Source organism: Aliidiomarina sedimenti (assembly GCF_003986955.1).
Taxonomy (GTDB): Bacteria; Pseudomonadota; Gammaproteobacteria; order Enterobacterales; family Alteromonadaceae; genus Aliidiomarina; species Aliidiomarina sedimenti.
Map to the genome: position 1 here is coordinate 1 of NZ_PIPN01000007.1, position 22284 is coordinate 22284.

Consider the following 22284-nt stretch of genomic DNA (forward strand, 5'->3'; position numbering starts at 1 on the left):
CGTTGACTTCCATACCAGCGTATTTACTGCGCCAGTTGTAAAAAGTGCCATTGGATATGCCTAGGCGACGGCAAATGTCCTCGACCTTGGCTCCAGCCTCGTGCTCTTTGATGGCCTTGATGATTTGTTCTTCGCTGTAACGTTTTTTCATTTTGAGATCTCCACTTGACCCATTTTAATGGAAATCTCATCGATGTCATGGTTCTATTCGTGGGGGAGAGGTCATGGCCATGAATTCCTTATAGAGTGCTTGCTTGGGCATATTTATTCCTATTTAGGTCTAACGCCGCGAGAGAGGCGAACATAGCGAGTCCAGCAGCCGAAGACTGCGTATTGCAGAGCCTCGCTAGCACATATCACGATATTTTGTGTGCAAATAGGTCTAGGCTATTTAAACATTTCTTTACTAACTCATCGCAATCTGATTGTTTGATGTCACCAGAAATCGAAACGAGGTCACCCTCTTTATTGATAGCGATATTATCTTCAAAGTAATGAGCAATATCTTCAAAAAAGCACCTTACACGTTCTTCCGCTTCTTCTGGCGATAGTTCTTCACGCGAGGGACTTGAGTGAGTTTGGCCATCAAATTTATAATACGGTTTGTATTTAAATGTGCTCATGCATTTTCCTTTCGTGCTAACATCTGGCTTTGCTTCGTTCCGGAGCGGCAGAGCAGGTACGTCAGGCAACAGCCAATTGTTAGATCCCTTTACTCTTCAGGCCACTCAACGCTTTTGTTCGTGCCAAGAGGGCAAAAAACACCTTGGGCATTTGTTTTGAAGTATCGATCGCTGAGCTCTTCGATGCAGTCGAGGAAACCTTTGATATGTTCTGGTTTGGATCTGCCTTTTCGATTTACCTGTAGAATGAAGTCCAAAAGCTGAGAACCAGACCCAATTTGATCCAGATGTATCTCATAGGGTGATGTTTCGCCAAGCCAGATGGTTATAGTTTTGTTGCTCTCGCTGTAACTGACGTGCTTGTGGTTGAGCTTATCGAGTAATCTGTTACCAGAGTCAAAGCTCCTATATTCGTGTTTCCTAACAAGTCTCAAAACTTCCTCAAGAAGATCTCTGTCCGATCGAATTTCTTCAGTTTCGTCCTTTGAATAATCCTCGAGAATAATCTTTTCAACCGCTTGCTCTAGGTCAGGCCACCACTTCTCGAAAATGTTGTCCAAGTTCTTTTCATTAATTCTATTGTCTCCAAGAGCATCATTTATTGCCGCAATAAGAGTCTTCATTTCATCCTTCGAAAAGGCAGTTGCTTGAAACTGGACCAAAGGGCCCGACAGGTCAGTCGGTTTTAGATCGAGGAGTATCGGACACACGTGAGAAAATCCGACGTTTTTCGATAAAGCGCCAGCTTCGAACAAAATCCACGGAGCATTTAGGTTCTCTCGAGTAACCAATATGACGCCAAAATGCGAGACATTCAGCTTTCCAGCTATATCATTGGACCAACGTTGTCCTTTATCAATGTCTTTAGGAGTGTAGTAAGGCGTAACAGCTTGAATCACGCTAGGAAGCCAATCTCTCAACACCTCTGCTGCTTTTCTACTCTTGTCTCCAGACCAACTTATAAAAACATCCATGCGAAAACCTTCTACGAATTTAAGAATCGTTGCTCTAACGCAGCGCACAGCGGAGCGGGCCCTTGTAGCGCAGCGGAAAGGGCATCCGGCGCCGAAGGCGCGAACTGCTGCGCTTGGTTATGTGTTTAATTGGCAACAAGGTAAGTTACTAGAACGCCCGTGGCCGCAACAATTAAGGCGCCAACTCCTAGTATCCAATTCTTTTGGCTTTTACGTCTTTCATATTCAAACATAAGCCATTTATATGGGGAGCCGTCGTCGTAACCTACGAATTGTGATTCACGTATAGCATTAACGAGACGACTAGTTTTTATCTTGCTTATAGTTTTATGATTTCTAGACCCAAGATTTACATAGACGTCTTGGGCATCTTCACTAAGTCCATCCCACTCAGCCATGGAGAACTCCTATAAATTCGATTCGTGCGGAAGCACATAACGCCAGCGTAACGGGCCGGTTTGGAGCGCCAGCGGAAAGCCAGTCCCGTTGACGCATTTGTTATATCTAGACTTCATCCAAGACCCAGTTTTTTTGCTTCTCAGAAAGCCTAAACTTCTGGCGCGAAAGGTATTGATACTCCATATCAAATATTTTGACTCTAATGGTCTCAGAGTTTTTATATGAAATTCTTACGAGGTCGCTATTAATACCTTTATCTATCCAGAGGTCTTCATACTTTTTAACTGATGAATCATAAAAGAAGCAGAACTTTAATTTTCTCTTCTGTTCACGGCTTTTGCTTGGCAGGAAATTTATCAATGTCACAAAAACGTAAGGAATAAGTTCGGGCACCCCCCCTACATAGCCATACACATTCAGGCGCCTTGCCTCTTTCAAAATCGCGATGAATTCCAAGAGGTCTAGATAGGGAACAATCTCACTTAACCTGCTCCAGATACATTCTATATTAGACCTTACAAATTTACGATTTAGGTTAACGGCATGGGGGTCAATTTGAGCTGCCACCTTCCCTAAATACGGACGGGATGCGGGATCTTTAGTAGGACAGAATTCACTATCGTTATGATAAAAATGACCATCATCCTTCTTGTGCCCAGCTCTTACCTTCATCTCCCTTTTACAAACGGGGCATCGACCTCCTACATAGTCGTTTGTCCGCTGAAATCCATTATCCAATGCTAGCTTAATGTAATCCGGATGAGTAATAAGTGTATTGTCATATGGATGGAGCACTTCGAACATTTATCGTTCCTATATCTGATGGACAGAACATTTTAATAGTGTGCAATCACAACCTATCAAACCGTTTTATCGGCCTGATTTGGAATCAGGTTATTGAAATGACAAAGAATTATAACAGAGGAGGCTCTTTCCCTTGGAAAACAAACTGAGCATGCTCGTTTAGCTTGTACGCTTTGCCTCATATCCGTGGCGTCGCTGTTTATGTTATTGACCTTACAGAAGTTAATTTAACCGGGCAAGTATAAATACGCAGCGATGTGACCATAAACGAGCGGTTGCTTGAGGCGTTTCAGCTACTAAGCACTGATGACGAGGCTAACGGACTCAGCAAACGACTATAGAGCCACAAGGTCATCTACGCTAAACTCACCCCATGAGGTAAAGTTACTCGAAGCGCAAAAACCTAACTAGACCCCATACTTGACCTCAGGGTGTGCCGGGGGATTTTGACAAGCCAAAAAAATGACGTAAGCCATTGAAAAGATTGGTGGCCCCTCCCAGATTTGAACTGGGGACCAACCGATTATGAGTCGGGTGCTCTAACCACTGAGCTAAGGGGCCGTATGCTGTGAAGTTGTGGGCGTGTTGCCGGAACTTCTGAAGGTAGGTGCTTGAAAACAAGCGGTGGGAGTATAAGGGATGGGCGGCGGCTGGTGCAACTTTTACCTTGTTATTTAACTGTTAATCGGTCACTATTTGTGCATCGTAGATGTGAAGTTGAAAAACAGGGAGATCTCATGCGCGAACTACCACTGGCTATCCAACGGGCGCTTATCCGCCGCCATGCGCTGACGATACTTGCCAATACACTGGTTATCGCAGGCCTGGCCTCCTATCCCTGGGCTCCATTACTGATGGGCTTAGGTTTTTCGCTGATGATATATTTCAACTACGGTTCTGATTTTGCCATACGTAGTCGGCGCTTACGCAAAGAGCACGGGCTGGGTCAAAGCTACGCCAAGTACGTTGAAAATTTGGTCTCAACGGTCCTCGTCATTGCTCTTCCAAGCTCTGCCATAGCCTTTTTTGCTGCCGGGCACTGGTTTCAGGTGACAGCCTCAACGGTCGACATACTGTTCTACCCGTCTCTCATAGTGATGTGCGTTTTATTTGCTGTCATCTTCTACGTACTGCAGTTACCGGCCACTTTTTCAGACCAAACGCTGCGTGAACGTTTCATACGCTCAAGGGCTTAATTCGAACCACAAACCTCGGTCTACAAAAAAGCCGCTCAAACGAGCGGCTTTGCTATGTCGGACACTTGTATCACTATCAACACTGCGGGCTGGCTAACCCATAATCGAGGCTGCCTGCCTGACCAAAATAGGTGTAGCTGTAATAGTCGGATTCACCCTCATTCTCAGCCATTGCCAGATTAACGTAGCCGGCATCATATAAGGTGGTCAGCGGGTCTTCCTGCGCATAGGCGTTAAAGTCACCCAAAATCAGATGATTGGCTGTGCCAGCACCTGTCGGATTATCCGCTAACCAACGTGCCAATGCCGCGGCTGACAAGGTGCGCCACTGATTCCAGCAGCCCTGCCCGTCGCCCGAATCAGCATCAGGCCCGTTGTCCGACGGGCAGGACCCTTTCGAGCGCAGGTGTACGTTAACCGCTGTAAAGCGCCCGCCATTGCGGGTGGCGAAACTTTGCGCCAAGGCCGGACGTTGCCGTGAGGTGTCAAAGTCCGGGTCAACGCTGGAGTCGAGTACGGCGTAGTCGCCAACAGGTTCAACCCGGCGCGAGCGATACACAAACGCATTCTTAATCGCATCGGTGCCCATTTCGCCGGTGGCGAGGTAGTGCCAGTTGTCGTAAGGGTTGGCGTCATTTAATTCGCTGACCAGTGTGGCCAGGGTGCTGTCATTGGCGTCGTTTTCAACTTCAACCAGTGCCACAATGTCAGCGTCCATTGCACTAATGGCTGCCACCAGTTTCGCCAGCTGCCGCTCCAGTTCGCTGCTGGTGTTGGCGCCTCGACATGACAAGTCATTCGGGCCACAACCTACACCGGGCCCCTGTAAGGTGGTAAACAGGTTTTCGACGTTAAAGCTGGCGATGCGCAGTTGGCTACGGCGTCTTGGCGCTTCGTGACGTGGGTTGCTGCTGGTTATAAATTCAGGGTCGGTCAATGCACGTACCCGGTACGCGTCGAACGCAAAGCCCATCAGTCCATCAAACCCGGTCTCAAGGGTGTATCCCGCCCGAATTGGGTTGCTGGCGGACAGTTCGTTGACACCATCGGCACCAGTCAGAAAGGGTAAACGGTTTGAGCCGCTGCGTGCGTTGTCGATGAGTAACCGGTCAAGGTCATTGGCGGCCTGCAGTGCCTGTGCCGGCTCTCCCGGGGCGACCAATTGGGTTGGCTGGTACAGGCGTTGCGAGGAAACCTGGATTTCACCAAAACGAACCGCATTGTAGACATCAGTGACCACCAGTTCCTGCGCGGTTTCTACCCACATGCCTTCAAGGGCTTCAAATTCAATCGAGTCAATAACCGGCAATTCAACCAGTGCCGGGCTGACCTGATCAAGATGATTGCTGGCACAGAGCTCGACATCACTGATCGTACCCAACTGGGTTTCGGAAAACTGCTCGCTCACCACCCCGGCGACGCGGACAATATCACCGCGATAGACACTGCGGCCAAAGTTGTCGTCATGGATGAAAATACCTTCTGAGGTGAGCGGATTGTTGTCCTGCTCCGCGTCCGCCGTTTGCAGGAAGAAACCACCTAAGCCGCCATCTTCGGTGCTTTGGAACGAACCAGTCACAACCCCTTCAAGATGCACAAATGCATTTTGCAGCGGGCTTTGGAAGCCTTCGCCCTGGACATAGTGAATGGGTGTTGCCGGCGCGCCACAGGCAAATTCGTCCGGCGTATTCAGTTCAACATCGGCGGTTAGCTCAATGCCGCTAACCCGCCAGGTACCGCAGTCACCATCCTGATAGCTAAAACGCACGGCGATATAGCCGTAGCCTTCGATATCCTGCAGCTGTTCGAAGCCATCAAACCGCTGAGGAACGTTATTCTGATTAAAGTCATCGCTGTCGATAACGGTGAGCAACTGCCACTGTTCGGGGTCAATCTCGTCCTCACCGTCGTAGCTTTCGCTGTAATATATTTCCAGCGGATTATCACCGGGGAAGCCGCGCGCAATATCAAGCGCCAGACGCTCATCAAACTGACGCGAGAAGTCAAAACGTGGCGATATCAGCCAGTTTTCATTGGACTGGCACTGCCCACCCACATAAGGTGCCAGGCTGATATTGTCGAAGTCGCCGTCCCACTGCCAGCGTTCGTTGCCACTGACATTGACCTCATACCAACCCTGATTAAAGGGGTCGCTGCTGAAATCGTTGTCATACACGGTAATGCGGTCGGCGTCAGCCGCGTTGGTTGCACTGACAAGCAGGTTGTCAAAGCGGTTGTTGCCGTTCTGGCTGGATGCACCGTCTAAAGTGATGCGGAAATAGACGTTGGGCTGGTCGTTAAGTGCTGTGACTGCGGACAGATCATAGTTCTCAACTGACCAAGACGAGCCCAGGGCGCCGGTATCGGTTTCAACCACTGTGTAGTTGCTGCCGTCTACCGACCAGGCAAACTCTCGACTGTCAAAGCCGGTGGCGGTACCACGCTGGGCCCAGCTTACGTGGATGTCCTGTAATTCAGAGGTGTCCACCTCCATCACCACCGACATGCCGTTGTTGCTGTTACCAGCGCCGCCCTGAGGCGACAGCGACCCGCCAGAGCCAAAGCCCGGCAACGCATTGCTGGTTGAGCCTGAAAAGCTCTGGATAAAGCGATAGGCACCGTCCTGCACGTCATCATTGAAGTTGTTCAGGTACAGACTGCCTTCACCGACATCGGCAGGCATAGGAAATGAAGCTGGCGTGAATCCGTTACCGCCGTCGACTAATTCGTTGTCATTCTGTGCCCAGTAGGCAATAGGCTGTGACGCGAACGCAGGCGCGCTCAGCGCCAGGGTAGCGACTGTGAGTAAAACTCTCATCCGTATTCTCCGGATTTTTATAGTCATGATGCAAAGCTACTCGTCGTACCCCAAAACCCTGATTTAGCTTCGCAGCGATTCAAGCCTCAAGATGTTAACGCGTTGTTATGTCTTTTAGGTGACAGATCCACGCCCCAAAAGAGCTAAAAATGGGCTAGTTTTCACCGGCGAATAAAAAAAGACCCCGCGAACGGGGTCTTCTCTACCAGGGAGGGTAGAATCGGTTGGTGAACGTTAGAAGCTGTAGTTCACACGGGCGTAGAGGAAACGCCCGCGCGGGTTGTGCACACCTGAGGCGTAGCCGTAGAGGTCGCCGTCGCCGTCACCAATTGCAAACGGAGGATCTTCATCCAGAATGTTGGTCCCACCGACAGAAAGCCGTAACGACTGATTCACGTCGAAACGGAACTGAAGGTCGAGTAACGCCTGTGCGCTAATGTCGCGTACTGTAGTGGTCTCGACATCCTGTGGTGACTTGTAGTCCTGGAATTCGCCTATGTAGCTGACGCTTAGAGTGGCGCCCCAGCGATCACGGGTCCAGTCGGTGCTGGCGATCCAACGATGTTCCGGGTAGTTATACTCACCCAGATAATCGATGCCATTGCGTTCAAACGTGGTCATCCACGACCAGTCAAAGCCAAAACGGAAATCGCCGTAGTCATTTGCCGGTAGCCGATAACTGGTTGAGAAGTCGACACCCGCCGCTTCCTGAGAGCTGATATTGACATAGCTGTTGAACAGGGTAGACAACTCACCCAGCTCGTCACCCGGGTTTGCTGGCAGGCGCACACAGATGGTGCTGTCCTGGTCGTTGCAGTTTTCGTTGTAAACGGTTTCGAAGTCGTTGCGGTCAATTTTGTTGTCCTGAGTAATTGACCAGTAATCTACGGTCAGATCCAACGCTTCATTAACCTGCCACACCCCCCCTACGTTCCAGCTTTCTGATTCTTCTGCTTCCAGGTCATCATTGCCGCTAAAGACAATGGTGTAGTCCGTGGAGCCACAAGCCGGGTTGTTCGGATCGCCGTCCGGGCAGCGATAGGTGTCGACGAAGAACTGCGATACCTGAGATGGCCCGAGACCAATTTGCGCCAGTGACGGCGCACGGAAACCTTCGCCGTATGCAGCGCGAAAGCGCAGGTCATCGGTTGCCCGATACTGAACTTTGAACTGTGGATTAAAGGTTGAACCAAAATCACTGTAATCGTCGTAGCGACCTGCCACTGACACTTCGAACGCATCACTTAACGGCACCAGGAACTCTGCATAGGCGGCCCACTGATCACGCTTGGCTTCAGCCTGCACTGACTCTGTACCAAAAATCAGCCCGCGCTGGAACTGGTCATCCGGTTGGTCAAACACGTCTTCTTCGCGGTATTCAAAACCGGCCGCCATTTTTACCGTATGGTCACCGAGCTCGAAGGCGTCACCTGCAATGCTGCCATCTACCGCAGTAATATGTGACTTACCACGACGCACCAGCGATGTGGTAATGGCGTCAATAACTTCAGGTGAATTGATAGTACCGCCGAACGGGTTGTAACGGCCGGCATTGATTTCTTCCTGCAGTAAATCGGTGCGCACCCAACCCTGATCCCGACTACCTGTTTGCAGGGCAGAGTTGCGTCCTTTCTGGAACGACAGGTCCCAGTTCCAGAAATTAATATCACCACGCAAGCCCGCAACCAACCGCAGGGTGTCTGACTCGATGCTCCAAACCCGTGGCCCGGCATCGACAGTACGGTGACGGTTAATCAGCAGATCTTCGCCAAAGGGGTTATCCGGATGGTCTCCGGGGACGGTTAATCCCGCGTCTGCATCCAAAGGTGTCGCGGCACCACCGGCCTTGGACCTGTTATGTTGCACATTGAATTCGAGATACGCTTCCACGTTGTTGGTCAGACGCTGGTGCGCCAGTATCATCGCGCCGACCCGTTCTGATTCCGGAATGGTCATGGTAGCCGGACCGTAATCGTACACGCATGAGACGCCAAAGGTGCTGTCTTCCGGGCAGTCCGGGTCGACCACAACTTCGCCATCTACTACATAGTTACCCGGGAAGCCGCGCGAGGAACGAAAATCATTGCCGCCCCATGGAGATTGGTCAGCGGTTCCGAAACGGCCCATTTCTGAACCCATGATGGAGCTGTTATTGAAGTAATCAAAAATGATGGTGGTGTTGCTGTCCATGTCACCGGTACCCCAAACGGCACTGACATTGGTTTCGTCGTAGCTTGGGCCGGTGGTACCACCATAACTTGCACTCAGCTCAGTGCCTTCAAAGTCGTCACGTAAGATAATATTGACCACACCCGCAACAGCGTCCGAGCCGTAAATCGCCGACGCACCGTCCTTCAGGATCTCGACCCGTTCAATCGCGGCCACCGGAATTGAGTTGATGTCGACGAATGAATTGGCCACTCCTTCGGCAAACGAGGATACCGCGACACGGCGACCGTTAATCAGCACCAGTGTAGCGTCACTGCCGAGACCCCGTAAGCTGACGGCGGCGCCCCCATTGGCGGTTGAATCCTGACTGTTGCCACGGGTTGAGAACGTCCCCACCCCTGCCGAAGGCATTCGTTCAAGCAACTGCTGGAGGTTTTTGTAGCCGGAGGAATCGATCAGGTCGCGGTCAATAACCGTTATCGGCGACGCGCCCTCGATGTCGGTACGGTTGATACGGGAACCCGTCACCTGAATACGTTCAACCGATTCTTCATCGGTGTCTTGTTGTTGAGCCAGAACAGCAGGTGAGGAAAGAACAGAGGTTATCGCTACAGCACAAAGCGAAAATCGGAAGCGTGATTTCATCTTTGTTATCCTTGTTTTTTTGTGGCAAAGCCATGTATTTTCGTAACGTGCAGGTTACTTGTTACATTTTAGTAATATTTACACAACGGTTGTTATGTAAATATTCTGTCAAAAACAAAAATAGCTAACATAAAAGAAATGAATATCAGACGATCGTCTGATTCAAGGCAAAAAAATACCCGCTATAACGCGGGTATTTTTCAACAGGAAATCTGTTTTTGCTCGATGCTATTCGTCGAGAAAGCTCTTCAGCTGTTCACTGCGGCTTGGGTGACGTAGCTTGCGTAGTGCTTTGGCCTCGATCTGACGGATACGCTCGCGGGTAACATCAAACTGTTTGCCCACTTCTTCCAGCGTATGGTCGGTATTCATATCGATACCGAAGCGCATGCGTAATACTTTCGCTTCGCGAGCGGTCAAGCCACCCAGAACCTCACGCACCGCATTCATCAGACTTTCTGAGGTTGCTGCATCGACCGGTAAGTCGAGTGTGGTGTCCTCAATGAAGTCACCCAAATGCGAATCTTCGTCATCGCCGATTGGGGTTTCCATTGAAATCGGCTCTTTCGCGATTTTCAGTACTTTGCGGATTTTGTCTTCCGGCATCAGCATACGCTCTGCCAGTTCTTCCGGTAATGGCTCACGACCCATTTCCTGCAACATCTGCCGTGAAATACGGTTCAGTTTGTTGATGGTTTCGATCATGTGCACCGGAATACGAATGGTCCGTGCCTGGTCAGCAATAGAACGGGTAATTGCCTGACGGATCCACCAGGTTGCGTAGGTCGAGAACTTGTAACCACGACGGTATTCAAACTTATCGACTGCTTTCATCAAGCCGATGTTACCTTCCTGGATCAGGTCGAGGAACTGCAAACCGCGGTTGGTGTATTTCTTCGCAATCGAAATAACCAGTCGCAGGTTGGCTTCAACCATTTCTTTCTTCGCCCGGCGTGCTTTCGCTTCACCGATCGACATACGACGGTTAATGTCTTTCACTTTGGTAATGGTCAGTCCGGTTTCTTCTTCCACCGCCACTAACTTACCAATGCAACGCTCGACTTCGTAGCGTTGTTCTTTCAGCACAGCCGAGTAGTTCTGCTTCGAATCAACTAACTGCTCGAACCATGCCATTGAATTTTCATTGCCTGCAAAGGCCTGGACAAAGGTGCGCTTCGGCACATTCGCATGCTCGATGCAGAGCTTCATGATCAAACGTTCCTGGACACGGACACGATTCATCATCGCGCGCATGTCGGCCACCAGGCGATCAAACTGTTTTGGTACCAGACGGAACTGTTTAAACAGCTCACTCAGTTCATCGATTTCAACCCGGGCGCGCTTGTCGTCACGGCCGTGCTTAGCGATAACCTGCCGGGTGGTCTCGTACTGATCACGCAGCGCAGTAAACTGCTCGCGGGCAAATTCCGGGTCAATACCGGTATCTGCGCTGTCTTCATCGTCCTCATCGGCGTCATCGTCGCCGTCTTCGTCTTTCAACTGGTCGTTGCTCAGCTCTGAACCCACGTGGGTGGCACTCACAGGCGCTTCATCGACCTCGTTCGGGTCAATAAAACCAGAGATGATTTCAGTCAGACGGATTTCTTCAGCTTCGTAGGCATCCCACTGTTCAAGCAGGAAGTTAATCGCTTCAGGGTACTCTGCAACAGAGCACTGAACCTGGTTAATACCTTCTTCGATGCGTTTGGCGATGACGATTTCGCCTTCGCGGGTCAACAGCTCTACCGTACCCATTTCACGCATGTACATGCGTACCGGGTCCGTAGTACGACCAATTTCGCTTTCCACAGTCGCAAGAGCGGCCGCTGCAGCTTCTGCTGCATCTTCGTCCGCGTTGTCTTCACTCATCATCAAGTCATCGGCATCAGGTGCGCTTTCAAACACCTTGATACCCATATCGTTGATCATCCGGATAATATCTTCGATCTGATCCGAATCAACGATATCTTGTGGTAAGTGGTCATTCACTTCTGCAAAGGTTAAGTAACCTTGCTCTTTACCTTTAGCAATAAGAAGTTTTAATTGCGACTGCCGAGTCTGCATACAGACGATCACCTCAGAAAATGACTTGAGAATTCATGGAATGACCAAGCATTATACCAAAATATACGTTTCCGGGCCAGTTTTAGTTTAACTTTTGCCCTAACCCAAGCTAGGTAAAAGCGCTTTCTACCGGCCTTTCAGTAACTTCAGTAACTGCTCGATTTCCGTAAGTTTTTCACGGGTTAGTTGTTCCCCGCTTAACGACTGCAAAACCTGCAGCCGTTGTTCCAGATAACTGTCGATGAGGAACAAATAAGTTTCCCCGAACTCCTTTTCCACGTTCTCCTCAAGCACTCCGTGCTGCCAGCTTGCTAAACGCCGCAAACTGTCTGCGTAACGGGTATCGCGCCAGCTTTCCATTAATTGCGCGGTGCTCAGGTCTTTTTCATGGCACTGCTTGTGCAACGCGACGAATATTTTGGCGCCTTCCATATTCAGGTCGACTAATTCGTCGTGGACCGCCACTGTTTTCCCCAAATAGGGGTATTGCACCAGCAGCCCCATCGCACGCAATACCGGCGTCATCTGTTTTGATGTGCTCGCCGCTGTACGTTTAGTGGAGCCGGTGACCGCTTTTTTCAAGCTTAGACTCTCAACTTCTGCGTTGCGGCCAAGTAATGTATTCAGCTGAGTGCGTAATTCTGCTTTAAAATTATCGCTCAAAACCCGCTCAATCAGACTCTCCGCCTGCCCTGCAAGCCCGGTACGGCCAGCTGAAGTGCCAATATCATGCAACGTTTTTAAATGGTCGAAAAAGTAATCGGTCAGCGGACGAGCATTCTTTAACTGTTTTTCAAATCCGGCCTGACCTTCGCGCTGAACCAAAGAATCCGGATCTTCCCCGTCCGGCAAAAACAAGAAGCGCATGTCGACGCCGTCTTTTAACAACGGCAGTGCGTTTTCCATGGCTCGCCATGCGGCATCGCGGCCAGCACGGTCGCCGTCAAAACAACACACCACCACCGGGCTGTGGCGGAACAGCAGCTGCAAATGATCGGAGGTCGCCGCCGTCCCCAGCGACGCCACCGCATTGGTAACGCCATACTGAGCCAGCGCCACCACATCCATGTAGCCTTCCACCAGCACCACACTCTCGATTTGCTTATGGGCCTGTTTGACCTGCCAGAAGCCATAGAGCTCACGACCTTTGTGAAAGATCCGGGTTTCCGGCGAATTCAGGTATTTGGGTTCGCCCTGATCAAGCACCCGGCCCCCGAAGCCGACTACCCGGCCACGTCGATCACGGATCGGAAACATGATCCGGTCACGGAAAAAGTCATAACGCCGCCCGCGGTCATTCTCTGTGATTAGTTTCAGCGACAGCAACTGCTGCTGAACACTTTTGTTGCCACCAAATTGCTTTAGCACCGCGTCCCAGTCATCCGGCGCATAGCCGATATCGAAGGCTTTCACGGTTTCGCCACTGAGCCCACGGCCTTTCAGGTAGTTAATAACCCGGTCTTTTTGCGGGTGGTTACGCAACTGTTGGGCAAAAAACCGGGCACAGCTTTCCATCAGTGCGTAGTCGTCGGCCTGTTGCTGTTTATCAACCGGTTTGCCAGCTCCACCACCTTGTTCACGGGGCACTTCAACCCCCATCATCGACGCCAGCTCTTCAACCGCATCCGGAAAGTCGAGGCCGTCGTACTCCATGATGAAATCAATCGCATTACCGTGGGCCCCACACCCGAAGCAGTGATAGAACTGCTTGTCAGGGGCGACGGTGAAGCTGGGGGATTTTTCATTATGGAACGGGCAGCAGGCCTGGTAGTTGCGGCCTGCTTTTTTCAAACGGACACGCGAATCTACCACCTCGACAACATCAGCGCGGGCGATTAGATCCTGAATAAAGTCTTTTGGAATGAGTCCAGCCATACCCTTACTTTACTCGCTTCATTCGATGAAACCTAGCGTTGCTATTCTCAGCCAACCGCTTTGCTAACGCATCCTTCGAGGCATCTTTTAAGACACTCTCTAAGGCATTTCCTAAGCATAAAAAAACCGTGCCTGGAGCACGGTTTTTCTGTCTGCCTGGCGGCTTTTTCAGCGCCAGAGCAGGACGCCAGAAAGACCCCAGAAAGAAAACCTTAGTACAAACGCGTACGGCGAGCGTTTTCGCGCGACAACTTCTTAGCGTGACGCTTTACCGCAGCTGCTTTCTTACGCTTGCGCTCTGCAGTTGGTTTTTCAAAAAATTCACGGCTGCGAACTTCTGACAACACACCTGCTTTTTCGCATGAACGCTTGAAGCGACGCAATGCTACGTCAAACGGTTCGTTTTCTTTCACTTTAATTACTGGCATTAAAATCTCACCTCAAGATACTTTGGCTGCTGGTTAACTTTTAACCACTACGAATAAAATTGGTGCTGAATTTTAAACAAATAACCCTGTGCTGTAAACCCCAAGATCAGAATTCGATCTGGGTTGGCATTAAGTTGCTCAAAATTCTGTGCTATTCACCGCGTAATACGGCTTTAATATGACGGGATGCAAGGATCAGCTGACCCAATGCCTGCGCGTAATCACGGTTACGGGTATCAACTGCAATACCAAAATTAAGCAAGCCACTGTCGGTCACCCGGCAACTTTTTGCTTCACCCAATACGCTGTTTAACGACTGGCCTTCGTCAAATAATTCAAGATCAACCAGCTTATTCATAAAAAGCTCGCGCACAAAGGGCAGCTTTTCTGAGCTTTCAAACGCAATTCCGGTGCGTGACAGGTCGGTCACCCGGCCTCGCATGCCAGTAAAGTCTGCGGGCACGCCCGACGGTTTTGGAAGCTCCGCGGCGAAACTCAGCTTGGCGTCAATATCGACCTGAATGCGTGGCACTTTGCGCAGTGAACGCTCTTCCAGCTTGTCAGGCGCCGACAAGTAAAGCTGTCGGTAAGGTTTCGCCACCATTCCCAGCACCCGGCTTTCAGCGGCGAAGACCTGGCCCGTTGCCAGCACTCCACGTACCACTACCGATGTCGCGTTATAGAACCATTCCTGCATATCACGCCAGGTATACTTGCGTGGTAAATCGATAACCAGGTATTCACCTTCCCGCTGTCCAACCCAGGTGGCTCTAATCCGGTGGCTTTGCATCCCCATTACAACCTCGAGATCGACGGGGATAGATTTCATTGCCACGGACATATTTAACTCGGTCATTCCTTTCCCTGTACTACCTGCAATAGAGCCCTATTGTCGGTGCGATTGTTGTCTATATCAAGCACCTTATCGAAAACAAAAAAGAAGGGGGTTAAAAAATTTTCAGAGGCAGGAGTGAGGGCAGCGGTGGCACGTCAAAGGCTGGTATATTCGAACGCGAAAGTCACCACCGCCCCCACTTACGTAAAGAGTGCAAGGCGCAGACCAGGTTTGCCCGATAACCCTATGCTGATACAGCGCAACTAACAGGTTCAGAGTGAGTGCTAACATTAGTCGTTCGAGCACCTTTACAGCATCGATAATTGACGTCAATTGCCGTGAATATACTTAATTTACGTTAAAAGATTGATACAATCGGTGCATGGCATAAGGAAAGGAACTTCAATGACGTCATCCTATGACGACCAGGACACTTATCTTCCCGGTTCACAACCATCGGATTCGCCTTCGGCAACGGATGCCCCGCGCCGCACCTTTCCGTACCCGATTAACACGCGTTATCGCTGCCTCGAACAAATTGGCCATGGCAGCTCCGGCTCGGTCTTTAAAGCCCACGACAATCAGCTCCATCGCGACGTCGCTATCAAGTTTATTCACCGCAGTGACCTGCAGGAACGCAAACGTCTGTTGGCCGAAGGCCGTGTGCTGGCGCAACTCGACCACCCCAACATATGCAGGGTCTATGAAGTAGCCGAAGAAGGTGACGCGGTCTATCTGGTGATGTCACTGGTTAAAGGCCAGCACCTCAATCACTGGCGTGAACATTTCAGTATCAGTCAGCGCGTCGAACTTATTGCACAAGTCTGTGATGCGATCGCAGAAGCGCACCGAAAAGGCATTGTGCACTGCGATATTAAACCCGGCAATATCGTCCTCCAGGAGGACAGTAATCCGTTAACCGCGGTACTGGTCGACTTCGGCATCGCCGATAGTCACCATCATTCCTCAGCGTCGGGTGTCGGAACCGAGCATTACATGGCCCCGGAACGCTTTACTGAGGGCGCGCGCTTAACCTCCAGTATCGATATTTACGCCCTTGGCGCCACTCTGCGCATGGTCTTAACCGGCCAGCACAGTGATCAGGGACTGGAAACTCTGCCGCGCGATTTACAATGTATTATTCGCCATTGTTTACAACCCGACCCGACCCAACGCTACGCGAATGCCGCTTTATTAGCGGCTGACTTACGCGCGTTTCTGCAGTCGCGACCCATCTCACTGCGACGCAACCCGTGGTACCGCGGCCAGCGCCTGTGGCAGCGCAACCGTTGGTTGCGCGGTACCGTTCTGGTAGCCACCATCATAGGGCTGTTATTAATCCTTGCTGCCGGCTTTTACCAAAGCCATATGCGAGACCGCCAGTTAGAACAGGTGCGCATGCACGAACAGGTCACCCGTCTGGAAAGCCAGATCGATGCGATATACCGATCGCCCCGACATGCCTCGCGGGATGAATTGCAGCAACTGCGAAACGCGGCGCGACAATGGGTTGAGCGCGCCCACGACTTGCCCAAATGGCTTAGCGCTGATCATTACGCCTCTGCTGGCCGCCTCTTTGTTCAACTGGGTAATAATACGGAAGCGCAAAGTGCATTGACCCAGGCCTGGCAACTCGGAGAGCGTTCCGACAGCACCGCGATGGCGTTGGCAATTGTGCATCAGCGGCTCTACACCGTTGCCCGTTCACAGGCATTTAATCTGCCGTCAGCCAGCTCGCGGGAAGACGCCTTAGCCCTGGCCCATAGCACTCACCGCTTACCTGCCTTGCATTACCTCGACAGTGTAGAACGCAGTGACCTGCCCGCCGATTACCTGCGCGCCATGCGAGCCTACCTCAACGGTGATGAAGTGGCGGCAGATTCGATCCTGAAAAACGGTGAGTTCCCAAGCTGGTTTTACCCCCGCTACGAGTTAGGCCTTTCATTAGCGATTGAAGCATTATTCAATACCCTGGTACGCCAGGTGCCTGGCGATACCGACGCCCTGATTGAGAGCATGCAATACTATGGAGACAACCTTGCAGCCCAGACTCCATCGTCGATAGGCAGCTATATTCGACTCGCCTCGGCCTACCTGGAGCTGGTTCACTATTACCCCGGGCCTGGCGGTGAAAACCTTGAACGCTGGCATCAGCTGGCGGCACAGCAGCTGCGCTACGCCAGAGAAGTAGACAGCGAGCACCCCATGTATCACCATCATCAGGGTTCGTTGCTGAGCCGACACACCAGTCAGTCGACTGAGGAAGCATTAACAGCTATTCGTCAGATCACCCGCCATTATGAACTTGCCCTTCGTTATGCAAAGGAGCGAGGCACGGAGTCCCGTATAACCACCGCCATTCATTTAAGTTATCTCAACCAGATCCGCACCCAACAAACCACGCTGGCGAACCTGGGACGCAGCATCGAACCCTTATTGCAGCGTGCTCAGGTTATCGCTGAGCGCATTCCCGAGGCGCACCGCGGGCCGTCGTTCTATCTGAACCTGGCTAGTCAGCATCGGAATATGGCGGAGCTGACTTCAGGTGAGCGCAGCGAACACTACTGGCAACGCAATGAAGACGCTCTGCAGATGGCTTATAGCATTGCGCCAAACCTTCCCACGGTGGCTGCGAACGTGGGCGCAAACCTACGTCATCGGGCTTCATACCTCGAGAACCAGCAGGCCCGCCTGCGTTTACAGGACGCCATCGAGTATCTGGCGCAAAGCCACCAGGCAATTCCAAACCATGGTGTGATTGCCTACAACTATGCGCAAACCTTAGCTCATATGCTTTATCGTCTGTCCGAGGACGACCCGGCATACACGCAGTGGCAACAGCGCACCTATCAACAAATCGTCGAGGGCCGCGACACCTTCCCCCATATCGGGTTCTTTAGCTTGTTGCTGATAGATTTGAAACTGTTTGCCCCGCCCGCTGAGCTGCGCCAACTGCCGCCTTTGCAACAGCTTGAACGAGCACAGCACGTGCTCGATGAGTCGCCGTCAAAAGTCGCAGCGCTGAACCATGCGCGGCAACTCGTCATCGACTATCAACGCTGGCGCCTGACCGAAGACGCTGCGGACTTACGCTCTTTACGCGAAACCCTGGAAAAAACCACCAGCGAGCACTACAACCGGGCCTACCTGCATGCCAGCAGTGCTATCGTCTGGGCTGGTGAGCCGCTGCTCAGCGAACTTCGTCCCGAACTTATTGAAATGGTGAAGAACCTGCCAGGTACCCAGATCGAACTGGCGAAGAACCCGGCCAACCTGATATTGCAGGAAATTGTGGTCAGTCTAAACGGAGACGATGTGAGCCCCGGCCTTATCGCTCAATGTGAAGCTAACCGGGCGCAGGACCCGTCACAACGCTACATGCTAGAGATCTGGCAGCGCATCGAGCGCCTCGCACTGGCGGTTGAGGAACTCTTTGATCTGCCCTGCCGCCACACCTCGCGGCGTGATTTGATTTTCCTTTAAAAAGGCTTTATCCACCCTCAACCACAATAGCGCCTTCGCCATAGACGGTGTCGTCAGTATGGCCCTCGCTGGTTACTTCATGCAGGGTAAATTCGTGCTTGCCGGAGGTCTTCAGCTCTTCCACCTTGAACTCCACCGCTTCGTCATGGGTGACATGGAAGCGCCGTTCGAGGTCCTCAAAGCGCACCTCAACTTTGAGGTTGGTAAAGTTTTCAAAGCGAACCCGCCCCTTCATCGATGCAACAACGTTGCCGTCAGGAAAGGACACAGTCATGTTGTCACCAATAGTGGCCCGTACTAACACCGATTTTTTATCGCTCATAGGATCTCCTGAGACGTTACAAATGCATTGTCCAAACAGTTAGTTAAATCTAGCACACCAAGGGAATTCTGCCGCTGCTGCCAATCGTGCGCCATTTTTGTGTATAATCGCGCCTGATCAGGAACAGGACATGTGGTGACTATGAAGTTTGAACTGGATACAACCAGCGGCCAGGCGCGCCGCGGACGAATGATTTTTCAGCGCGGGACGGTGGAAACCCCTGCCTTTATGCCGGTCGGCACCTTAGGGACGGTCAAAGGTATGACCCCGGAAGAAGTGCGTGAAACCGGCGCCCAGATTTGCCTCGGCAACACCTTTCACCTGATGCTGCGCCCTGGTACCCAAATTATTCAGCAACATGGTGATCTGCACGACTTTATGCACTGGGATGGTCCTATCCTCACCGACTCGGGTGGATTCCAGGTGTTCAGTCTCGGCGAGCTACGCAAAGTCAGCGAAGAAGGCGCCACCTTCCGTTCTCCGATAAACGGTGAAAAAATCCTCCTGACCCCGGAAAAATCAATTCAGGTGCAGCGCGAACTGGGTTCGGATATTGTCATGATTTTTGACGAGTGCACCCCACATCCTGCGACTGAAGAGCAGGCGAAAAGCTCGATGGAGCTGTCGTTACGCTGGGCACAACGTTCAAAAGACGCCCACGAGGGCAACCCGGCGGCGTTATTCGGTATTATTCAAGGCGGCATGTATGAAGATCTGCGTGACGTATCGCTCAATGGCCTGACTGATATAGGTTTCGATGGCTACGCTATCGGTGGCTTGTCGGTCGGTGAGCCAAAAGAAGACATGATGCGCATCCTCAGCCATACCGCGCCACAGATGCCAGCGGATAAGCCGCGTTATCTGATGGGTGTCGGTAAGCCGGAGGATCTGGTTGAAGCCGTGCGCCGTGGTGTGGATATGTTTGACTGCGTAATGCCAACGCGCAATGCGCGCAATGGCCACCTGTTCGTCAGTGACGGCGTGCTTAAGATCCGCAACGCCAGACACCGCACCGACCCTGGCCCGCTGGATGAAACCTGTGACTGTTATACCTGCAAGAATTACTCACGCGCTTACCTGCATCACCTTGATCGCTGTAACGAGATTTTAGGGGCGCGCTTAAACACCATTCATAATCTGCGCTTCTATCAGGTGGTTATGCAGGGCATGCGTGATGCGCTCGACAATGGCACCTTCGATGACTTTGTCGAAAACTTCTACGCAAAACGCAGCCTGCCGGTTCCAGCACTCAACGACTAAGGTCGTGAGTGCAAAAACATGGCATCGCCATAGCTGAAGAAACGATAGTTATGCTCAACCGCTGATTGGTAGGCGTTGAGCATACTATCGCGGCTGGCGAACGCCGAGACCAGCATCAACAAGGTCGATTCCGGTAAATGGAAATTAGTGACCATGGCATCGACCACCGCAAACTGATAGCCCGGATAGATAAAAATATCCGTTTCCGCAAAGAATGGCTGCAACTGGTCTGCCGCGCTGGCTTTGGCCATTGATTCCAGCGAACGCACTGAGGTTGTGCCCACAGCAACCACTCGCCCGCCGCGTGCTTTGGCGGCCTGAATGGCAGCAATGGTATCTTCACCTACCTCTGCATATTCGCTGTGCATGACGTGCTCTTCGATCGACTCAACCCGCACCGGCTGGAAGGTACCCGCGCCGACATGTAAAGTTACGTAGGCAAATTCAACGCCCTTGTCCTGCAGCTGCTGCAAAATAGCATCATCAAAATGCAGCCCCGCAGTCGGCGCCGCCACCGCACCCGGCTTGCGATTATAAACGGTCTGGTAACGCTCGCGGTCACTGTCTTCATCAGGGCGGTCAATGTAAGGCGGTAAAGGCATATGCCCATGGGCTTCGAGCAGCTCAAGGACGGTCTGCTGGCTATCAAAATGGAGTTTAAATAAGGCCCCTTCGCGCCCCAGCACTTCAGCTTCGAAGGCCTCTTCCAGCAGCACCCGGACACCCGCTTTCGGCGCCCGGTTGGCACGTACATGCGCCAGCACGTGATGCTCATCCAGAACCCGTTCAACCAGCACTTCAACTTTGCCGCCGGAGACCTTCTGCCCCAGTAAACGTGCCGGAATGACCCGGGTATCGTTAAAAACCAGCAAATCGCCACGCTGTAAAAGGTCAACAATGTCTTTGAACTGACGGTGCGTCAGTTCGCCGCTACTGGCATTTACGTCAAGCATTCGGCTGGCACTGCGTTCAGCCTGTGGATAACGGGCAATTAGCTCGTCCGGTAATTCAAAACTAAAATCAGCTACTTTCATTATTCCTGCTTACACCCGTGTGAGCTCAAGACGTTCGTTCAAGTGCACGATCCGTCGCGCCATGCCGCGAATAATTGCGTCTTTCACCTTCTCCCGAATAACTGCGCCTAACGAGCGCAACGCTTTGTTATCAATCCGAAATAAAATACTGTCCCGCGTAGCAATGGCGGATGCACTGCGTGGGTTTCGGGTCACAAAAGACCCTTCACCGATAAATTCGCCGGTGCTGACCCGGCCAAGCTGCTGACCATCTTTTTCTATGCGCGCTTCGCCGGACAGCAGCAGATAAAATGCGGTGTCATGGTCGCCCTGCTTAGTAATAGGCTGGCCTTCACGACAGCTGTATACCTGCAACTTATCGTCGACCAAAAGGCGACGCTCTTCCCCGCTTAACTCAATGAAAAAGTCGAGACGATTCATAATTTCCAGCAACTTAAGCCGGGAAACCGACTGAATAAGACGCATAGGACCTCCATGAGCGAAAAAAGCGTGCCCTACCTGAAAGTAAGCCACGCCTGAACCACTGCTAAACGTTCCGCAAACGCTGGTTAAAAGCTGTACACCAAAGTAACGGCTGTTTCGGTATCCAGTTTTTCTGGCAGCGAGCCATCTTCAATTGGGTACACGGTATCGTTGTGAGTCAGTGTCAACGACACCCGCATCGCCAGCGACGAATTGATATTCGCTGTCAGCGCTGAGACTGAGCGGGTACGGGTATTATCGTTACCCACTTCGGTCGACATACTCTGGGTGAACCGCGAGTTCGCCGTAATATCCCAGTTCAGTTTACCCGCCAGGCGCAGAATCCATTCACCACTGGTTTCACCAGTGTCGATGCGTTTATCGTATGAATAACCAGGACCAATTTCGAAGTCCGCATACAGACCTTCGTTCCAGGTATAGCGATTACCATAACCGGCAGCAATCGTAGACTGGAAATCATAGCTATTCAGGCGATCGTCTTCGTATGAACCATACAAAAACAGCGACGACCGACTGTCGTCAGAAAACTTACGGTTGGTCTGCGCAGCGGCAAAGAAACGGTCGGCGTCGATAACATCTTCACCCGCTTCATTTTCGGTTTCCTGACGGTAATAGTCGAATTCTGCCTGGTGGCGCCAGCGCTCGACATCGCGCGCAAGGTTTAACTTACCTTTCCAGGACTGTGACTCGGTATTGCCGGTGCGGATTAATAAACCCACTTCGGTTTCAATTTTCCAGGCCTGGTCTTCTGCCTCGGCCTGGTTTTCCTGAGCCAGCGCAGCTGAGCTCAGAACAAACCCCGGGAGGGCGGCAACCAGGAAGGTTGCCAAGGTTCCTGTTGAGATTGCTTTAGACACAACTCACTCCTTACA

At 51.5% G+C, this 22284-nt stretch carries 18 protein-coding genes and 1 tRNA gene; 3 read left to right on the forward strand and 16 right to left on the reverse strand.

From position 1 onward, the window contains the following. The 6 genes from CWE12_RS13125 to CWE12_RS13150 all read right to left on the reverse strand — a co-directional run. The coding region (locus CWE12_RS13125; protein WP_133306975.1) for a transposase at positions 1-151 on the reverse strand (151 nt) is incomplete at its 3' end. Positions 152-356: 205 nt separating this feature from the next. Continuing rightward, a complete protein-coding gene (locus CWE12_RS13130; RefSeq protein WP_126790174.1) occupies positions 357-623 on the reverse strand; it encodes a hypothetical protein in 267 nt (88 codons plus the stop codon). 89 nt (positions 624-712) lie between these two features. Continuing rightward, positions 713-1597 (reverse strand): TIR domain-containing protein, encoded by an 885-nt coding sequence (locus CWE12_RS13135; protein ID WP_126790175.1) that lies wholly within the window; start codon positions 1595-1597, stop codon positions 713-715. Between the two features lie 125 nt (positions 1598-1722). Further along, on the reverse strand, positions 1723-1995 hold the full coding sequence (locus CWE12_RS13140) for a hypothetical protein (RefSeq protein ID WP_126790176.1): 273 nt from the start codon (positions 1993-1995) through the stop codon (positions 1723-1725). A 106-nt stretch (positions 1996-2101) separates the two neighbouring features. Continuing rightward, positions 2102-2800: a hypothetical protein gene (locus CWE12_RS13145; RefSeq protein WP_126790177.1), complete on the reverse strand. Its 699-nt coding sequence runs from the start codon at positions 2798-2800 to the stop codon at positions 2102-2104. A gap of 485 nt (positions 2801-3285) precedes the next feature. Continuing rightward, a tRNA-Ile gene (locus CWE12_RS13150) sits at positions 3286-3361 on the reverse strand. A gap of 176 nt (positions 3362-3537) precedes the next feature. Between CWE12_RS13150 and CWE12_RS13155 the strand changes: the two genes are divergently transcribed. After that, the gene (locus tag CWE12_RS13155) at positions 3538-3996 is read left to right on the forward strand and encodes a hypothetical protein (RefSeq protein ID WP_126790178.1); all 459 of its coding nucleotides are present in this window, start codon (positions 3538-3540) and stop codon (positions 3994-3996) included. Positions 3997-4072: 76 nt separating this feature from the next. Here the strand turns inward: CWE12_RS13155 and CWE12_RS13160 are convergent, their stop codons facing one another. The 6 genes from CWE12_RS13160 to CWE12_RS13185 all read right to left on the reverse strand — a co-directional run bounded on the left by CWE12_RS13160 (position 4073) and on the right by CWE12_RS13185 (position 14851). After that, the gene (locus tag CWE12_RS13160) at positions 4073-6814 is read right to left on the reverse strand and encodes an ExeM/NucH family extracellular endonuclease (protein WP_126790179.1); all 2742 of its coding nucleotides are present in this window, start codon (positions 6812-6814) and stop codon (positions 4073-4075) included. A gap of 234 nt (positions 6815-7048) precedes the next feature. Continuing rightward, on the reverse strand, positions 7049-9628 hold the full coding sequence (locus CWE12_RS13165) for a TonB-dependent receptor (protein WP_126790180.1): 2580 nt from the start codon (positions 9626-9628) through the stop codon (positions 7049-7051). 228 nt (positions 9629-9856) lie between these two features. Beyond that, a complete protein-coding gene (gene rpoD / locus CWE12_RS13170; RefSeq protein ID WP_126790181.1) occupies positions 9857-11692 on the reverse strand; it encodes an RNA polymerase sigma factor RpoD in 1836 nt (611 codons plus the stop codon). Between the two features lie 126 nt (positions 11693-11818). Continuing rightward, a complete protein-coding gene (gene dnaG / locus CWE12_RS13175; protein ID WP_126790182.1) occupies positions 11819-13567 on the reverse strand; it encodes a DNA primase in 1749 nt (582 codons plus the stop codon). A 212-nt stretch (positions 13568-13779) separates the two neighbouring features. After that, positions 13780-13995, reverse strand: a complete 216-nt coding sequence (gene rpsU / locus CWE12_RS13180; RefSeq protein WP_126790183.1) for a 30S ribosomal protein S21 — start codon at positions 13993-13995, stop codon at positions 13780-13782. A gap of 151 nt (positions 13996-14146) precedes the next feature. Beyond that, complete coding sequence (locus CWE12_RS13185; RefSeq protein WP_126790184.1) at positions 14147-14851, reverse strand: flagellar brake domain-containing protein; 705 nt, start codon at positions 14849-14851, stop codon at positions 14147-14149. A 384-nt stretch (positions 14852-15235) separates the two neighbouring features. Between CWE12_RS13185 and CWE12_RS13190 the strand changes: the two genes are divergently transcribed. Continuing rightward, positions 15236-18313, forward strand: coding sequence for a serine/threonine-protein kinase (locus CWE12_RS13190; protein ID WP_126790185.1), 3078 nt, complete (start codon positions 15236-15238; stop codon positions 18311-18313). A gap of 7 nt (positions 18314-18320) precedes the next feature. Here the strand turns inward: CWE12_RS13190 and CWE12_RS13195 are convergent, their stop codons facing one another. Further along, complete coding sequence (locus tag CWE12_RS13195; RefSeq protein WP_126790186.1) at positions 18321-18635, reverse strand: hypothetical protein; 315 nt, start codon at positions 18633-18635, stop codon at positions 18321-18323. 141 nt (positions 18636-18776) lie between these two features. Here CWE12_RS13195 and tgt point away from each other — a divergent pair, with 141 nt between their 5' ends. After that, on the forward strand, positions 18777-19895 hold the full coding sequence (tgt, locus tag CWE12_RS13200) for a tRNA guanosine(34) transglycosylase Tgt (RefSeq protein ID WP_126790187.1): 1119 nt from the start codon (positions 18777-18779) through the stop codon (positions 19893-19895). On the opposite strand, the gene queA is transcribed toward tgt, so the two are convergent. The 3 genes from queA to CWE12_RS13215 all read right to left on the reverse strand — a co-directional run bounded on the left by queA (position 19892) and on the right by CWE12_RS13215 (position 22269). Further along, positions 19892-20929, reverse strand: a complete 1038-nt coding sequence (queA, locus tag CWE12_RS13205; protein ID WP_126790188.1) for a tRNA preQ1(34) S-adenosylmethionine ribosyltransferase-isomerase QueA — start codon at positions 20927-20929, stop codon at positions 19892-19894. The two genes, tgt and queA, sit on opposite strands and share 4 nt — an antisense overlap. 9 nt (positions 20930-20938) lie before the next feature. Continuing rightward, positions 20939-21394 carry a Crp/Fnr family transcriptional regulator gene (locus tag CWE12_RS13210; protein WP_126790189.1) on the reverse strand — a complete coding sequence of 152 codons (456 nt, stop codon included), beginning with the start codon at positions 21392-21394 and terminating at the stop codon, positions 20939-20941. Between the two features lie 83 nt (positions 21395-21477). Further along, positions 21478-22269 (reverse strand): DUF481 domain-containing protein, encoded by a 792-nt coding sequence (locus CWE12_RS13215; RefSeq protein WP_241984212.1) that lies wholly within the window; start codon positions 22267-22269, stop codon positions 21478-21480. Between the last annotated feature and the right edge of the window lie 15 nt (positions 22270-22284).

What these genes read in the sequence shown, in the direction of transcription:
- CWE12_RS13130 (WP_126790174.1), bottom strand. Translation starts at nt 623, where the DNA reads ATGAGCACATTTAAATACAAACCGTATTATAAATTTGATGGCCAAACT.
- CWE12_RS13135 (WP_126790175.1), bottom strand. Translation starts at nt 1,597, where the DNA reads ATGGATGTTTTTATAAGTTGGTCTGGAGACAAGAGTAGAAAAGCAGCA.
- CWE12_RS13140 (WP_126790176.1), bottom strand. Translation starts at nt 1,995, where the DNA reads ATGGCTGAGTGGGATGGACTTAGTGAAGATGCCCAAGACGTCTATGTA.
- CWE12_RS13145 (WP_126790177.1), bottom strand. Translation starts at nt 2,800, where the DNA reads ATGTTCGAAGTGCTCCATCCATATGACAATACACTTATTACTCATCCG.
- CWE12_RS13155 (WP_126790178.1), top strand. Translation starts at nt 3,538, where the DNA reads ATGCGCGAACTACCACTGGCTATCCAACGGGCGCTTATCCGCCGCCAT.
- CWE12_RS13160 (WP_126790179.1), bottom strand. Translation starts at nt 6,814, where the DNA reads ATGAGAGTTTTACTCACAGTCGCTACCCTGGCGCTGAGCGCGCCTGCG.
- CWE12_RS13165 (WP_126790180.1), bottom strand. Translation starts at nt 9,628, where the DNA reads ATGAAATCACGCTTCCGATTTTCGCTTTGTGCTGTAGCGATAACCTCT.
- rpoD (WP_126790181.1), bottom strand. Translation starts at nt 11,692, where the DNA reads ATGCAGACTCGGCAGTCGCAATTAAAACTTCTTATTGCTAAAGGTAAA.
- dnaG (WP_126790182.1), bottom strand. Translation starts at nt 13,567, where the DNA reads ATGGCTGGACTCATTCCAAAAGACTTTATTCAGGATCTAATCGCCCGC.
- rpsU (WP_126790183.1), bottom strand. Translation starts at nt 13,995, where the DNA reads ATGCCAGTAATTAAAGTGAAAGAAAACGAACCGTTTGACGTAGCATTG.
- CWE12_RS13185 (WP_126790184.1), bottom strand. Translation starts at nt 14,851, where the DNA reads ATGACCGAGTTAAATATGTCCGTGGCAATGAAATCTATCCCCGTCGAT.
- CWE12_RS13190 (WP_126790185.1), top strand. Translation starts at nt 15,236, where the DNA reads ATGACGTCATCCTATGACGACCAGGACACTTATCTTCCCGGTTCACAA.
- CWE12_RS13195 (WP_126790186.1), bottom strand. Translation starts at nt 18,635, where the DNA reads ATGAGCGATAAAAAATCGGTGTTAGTACGGGCCACTATTGGTGACAAC.
- tgt (WP_126790187.1), top strand. Translation starts at nt 18,777, where the DNA reads ATGAAGTTTGAACTGGATACAACCAGCGGCCAGGCGCGCCGCGGACGA.
- queA (WP_126790188.1), bottom strand. Translation starts at nt 20,929, where the DNA reads ATGAAAGTAGCTGATTTTAGTTTTGAATTACCGGACGAGCTAATTGCC.
- CWE12_RS13210 (WP_126790189.1), bottom strand. Translation starts at nt 21,394, where the DNA reads ATGCGTCTTATTCAGTCGGTTTCCCGGCTTAAGTTGCTGGAAATTATG.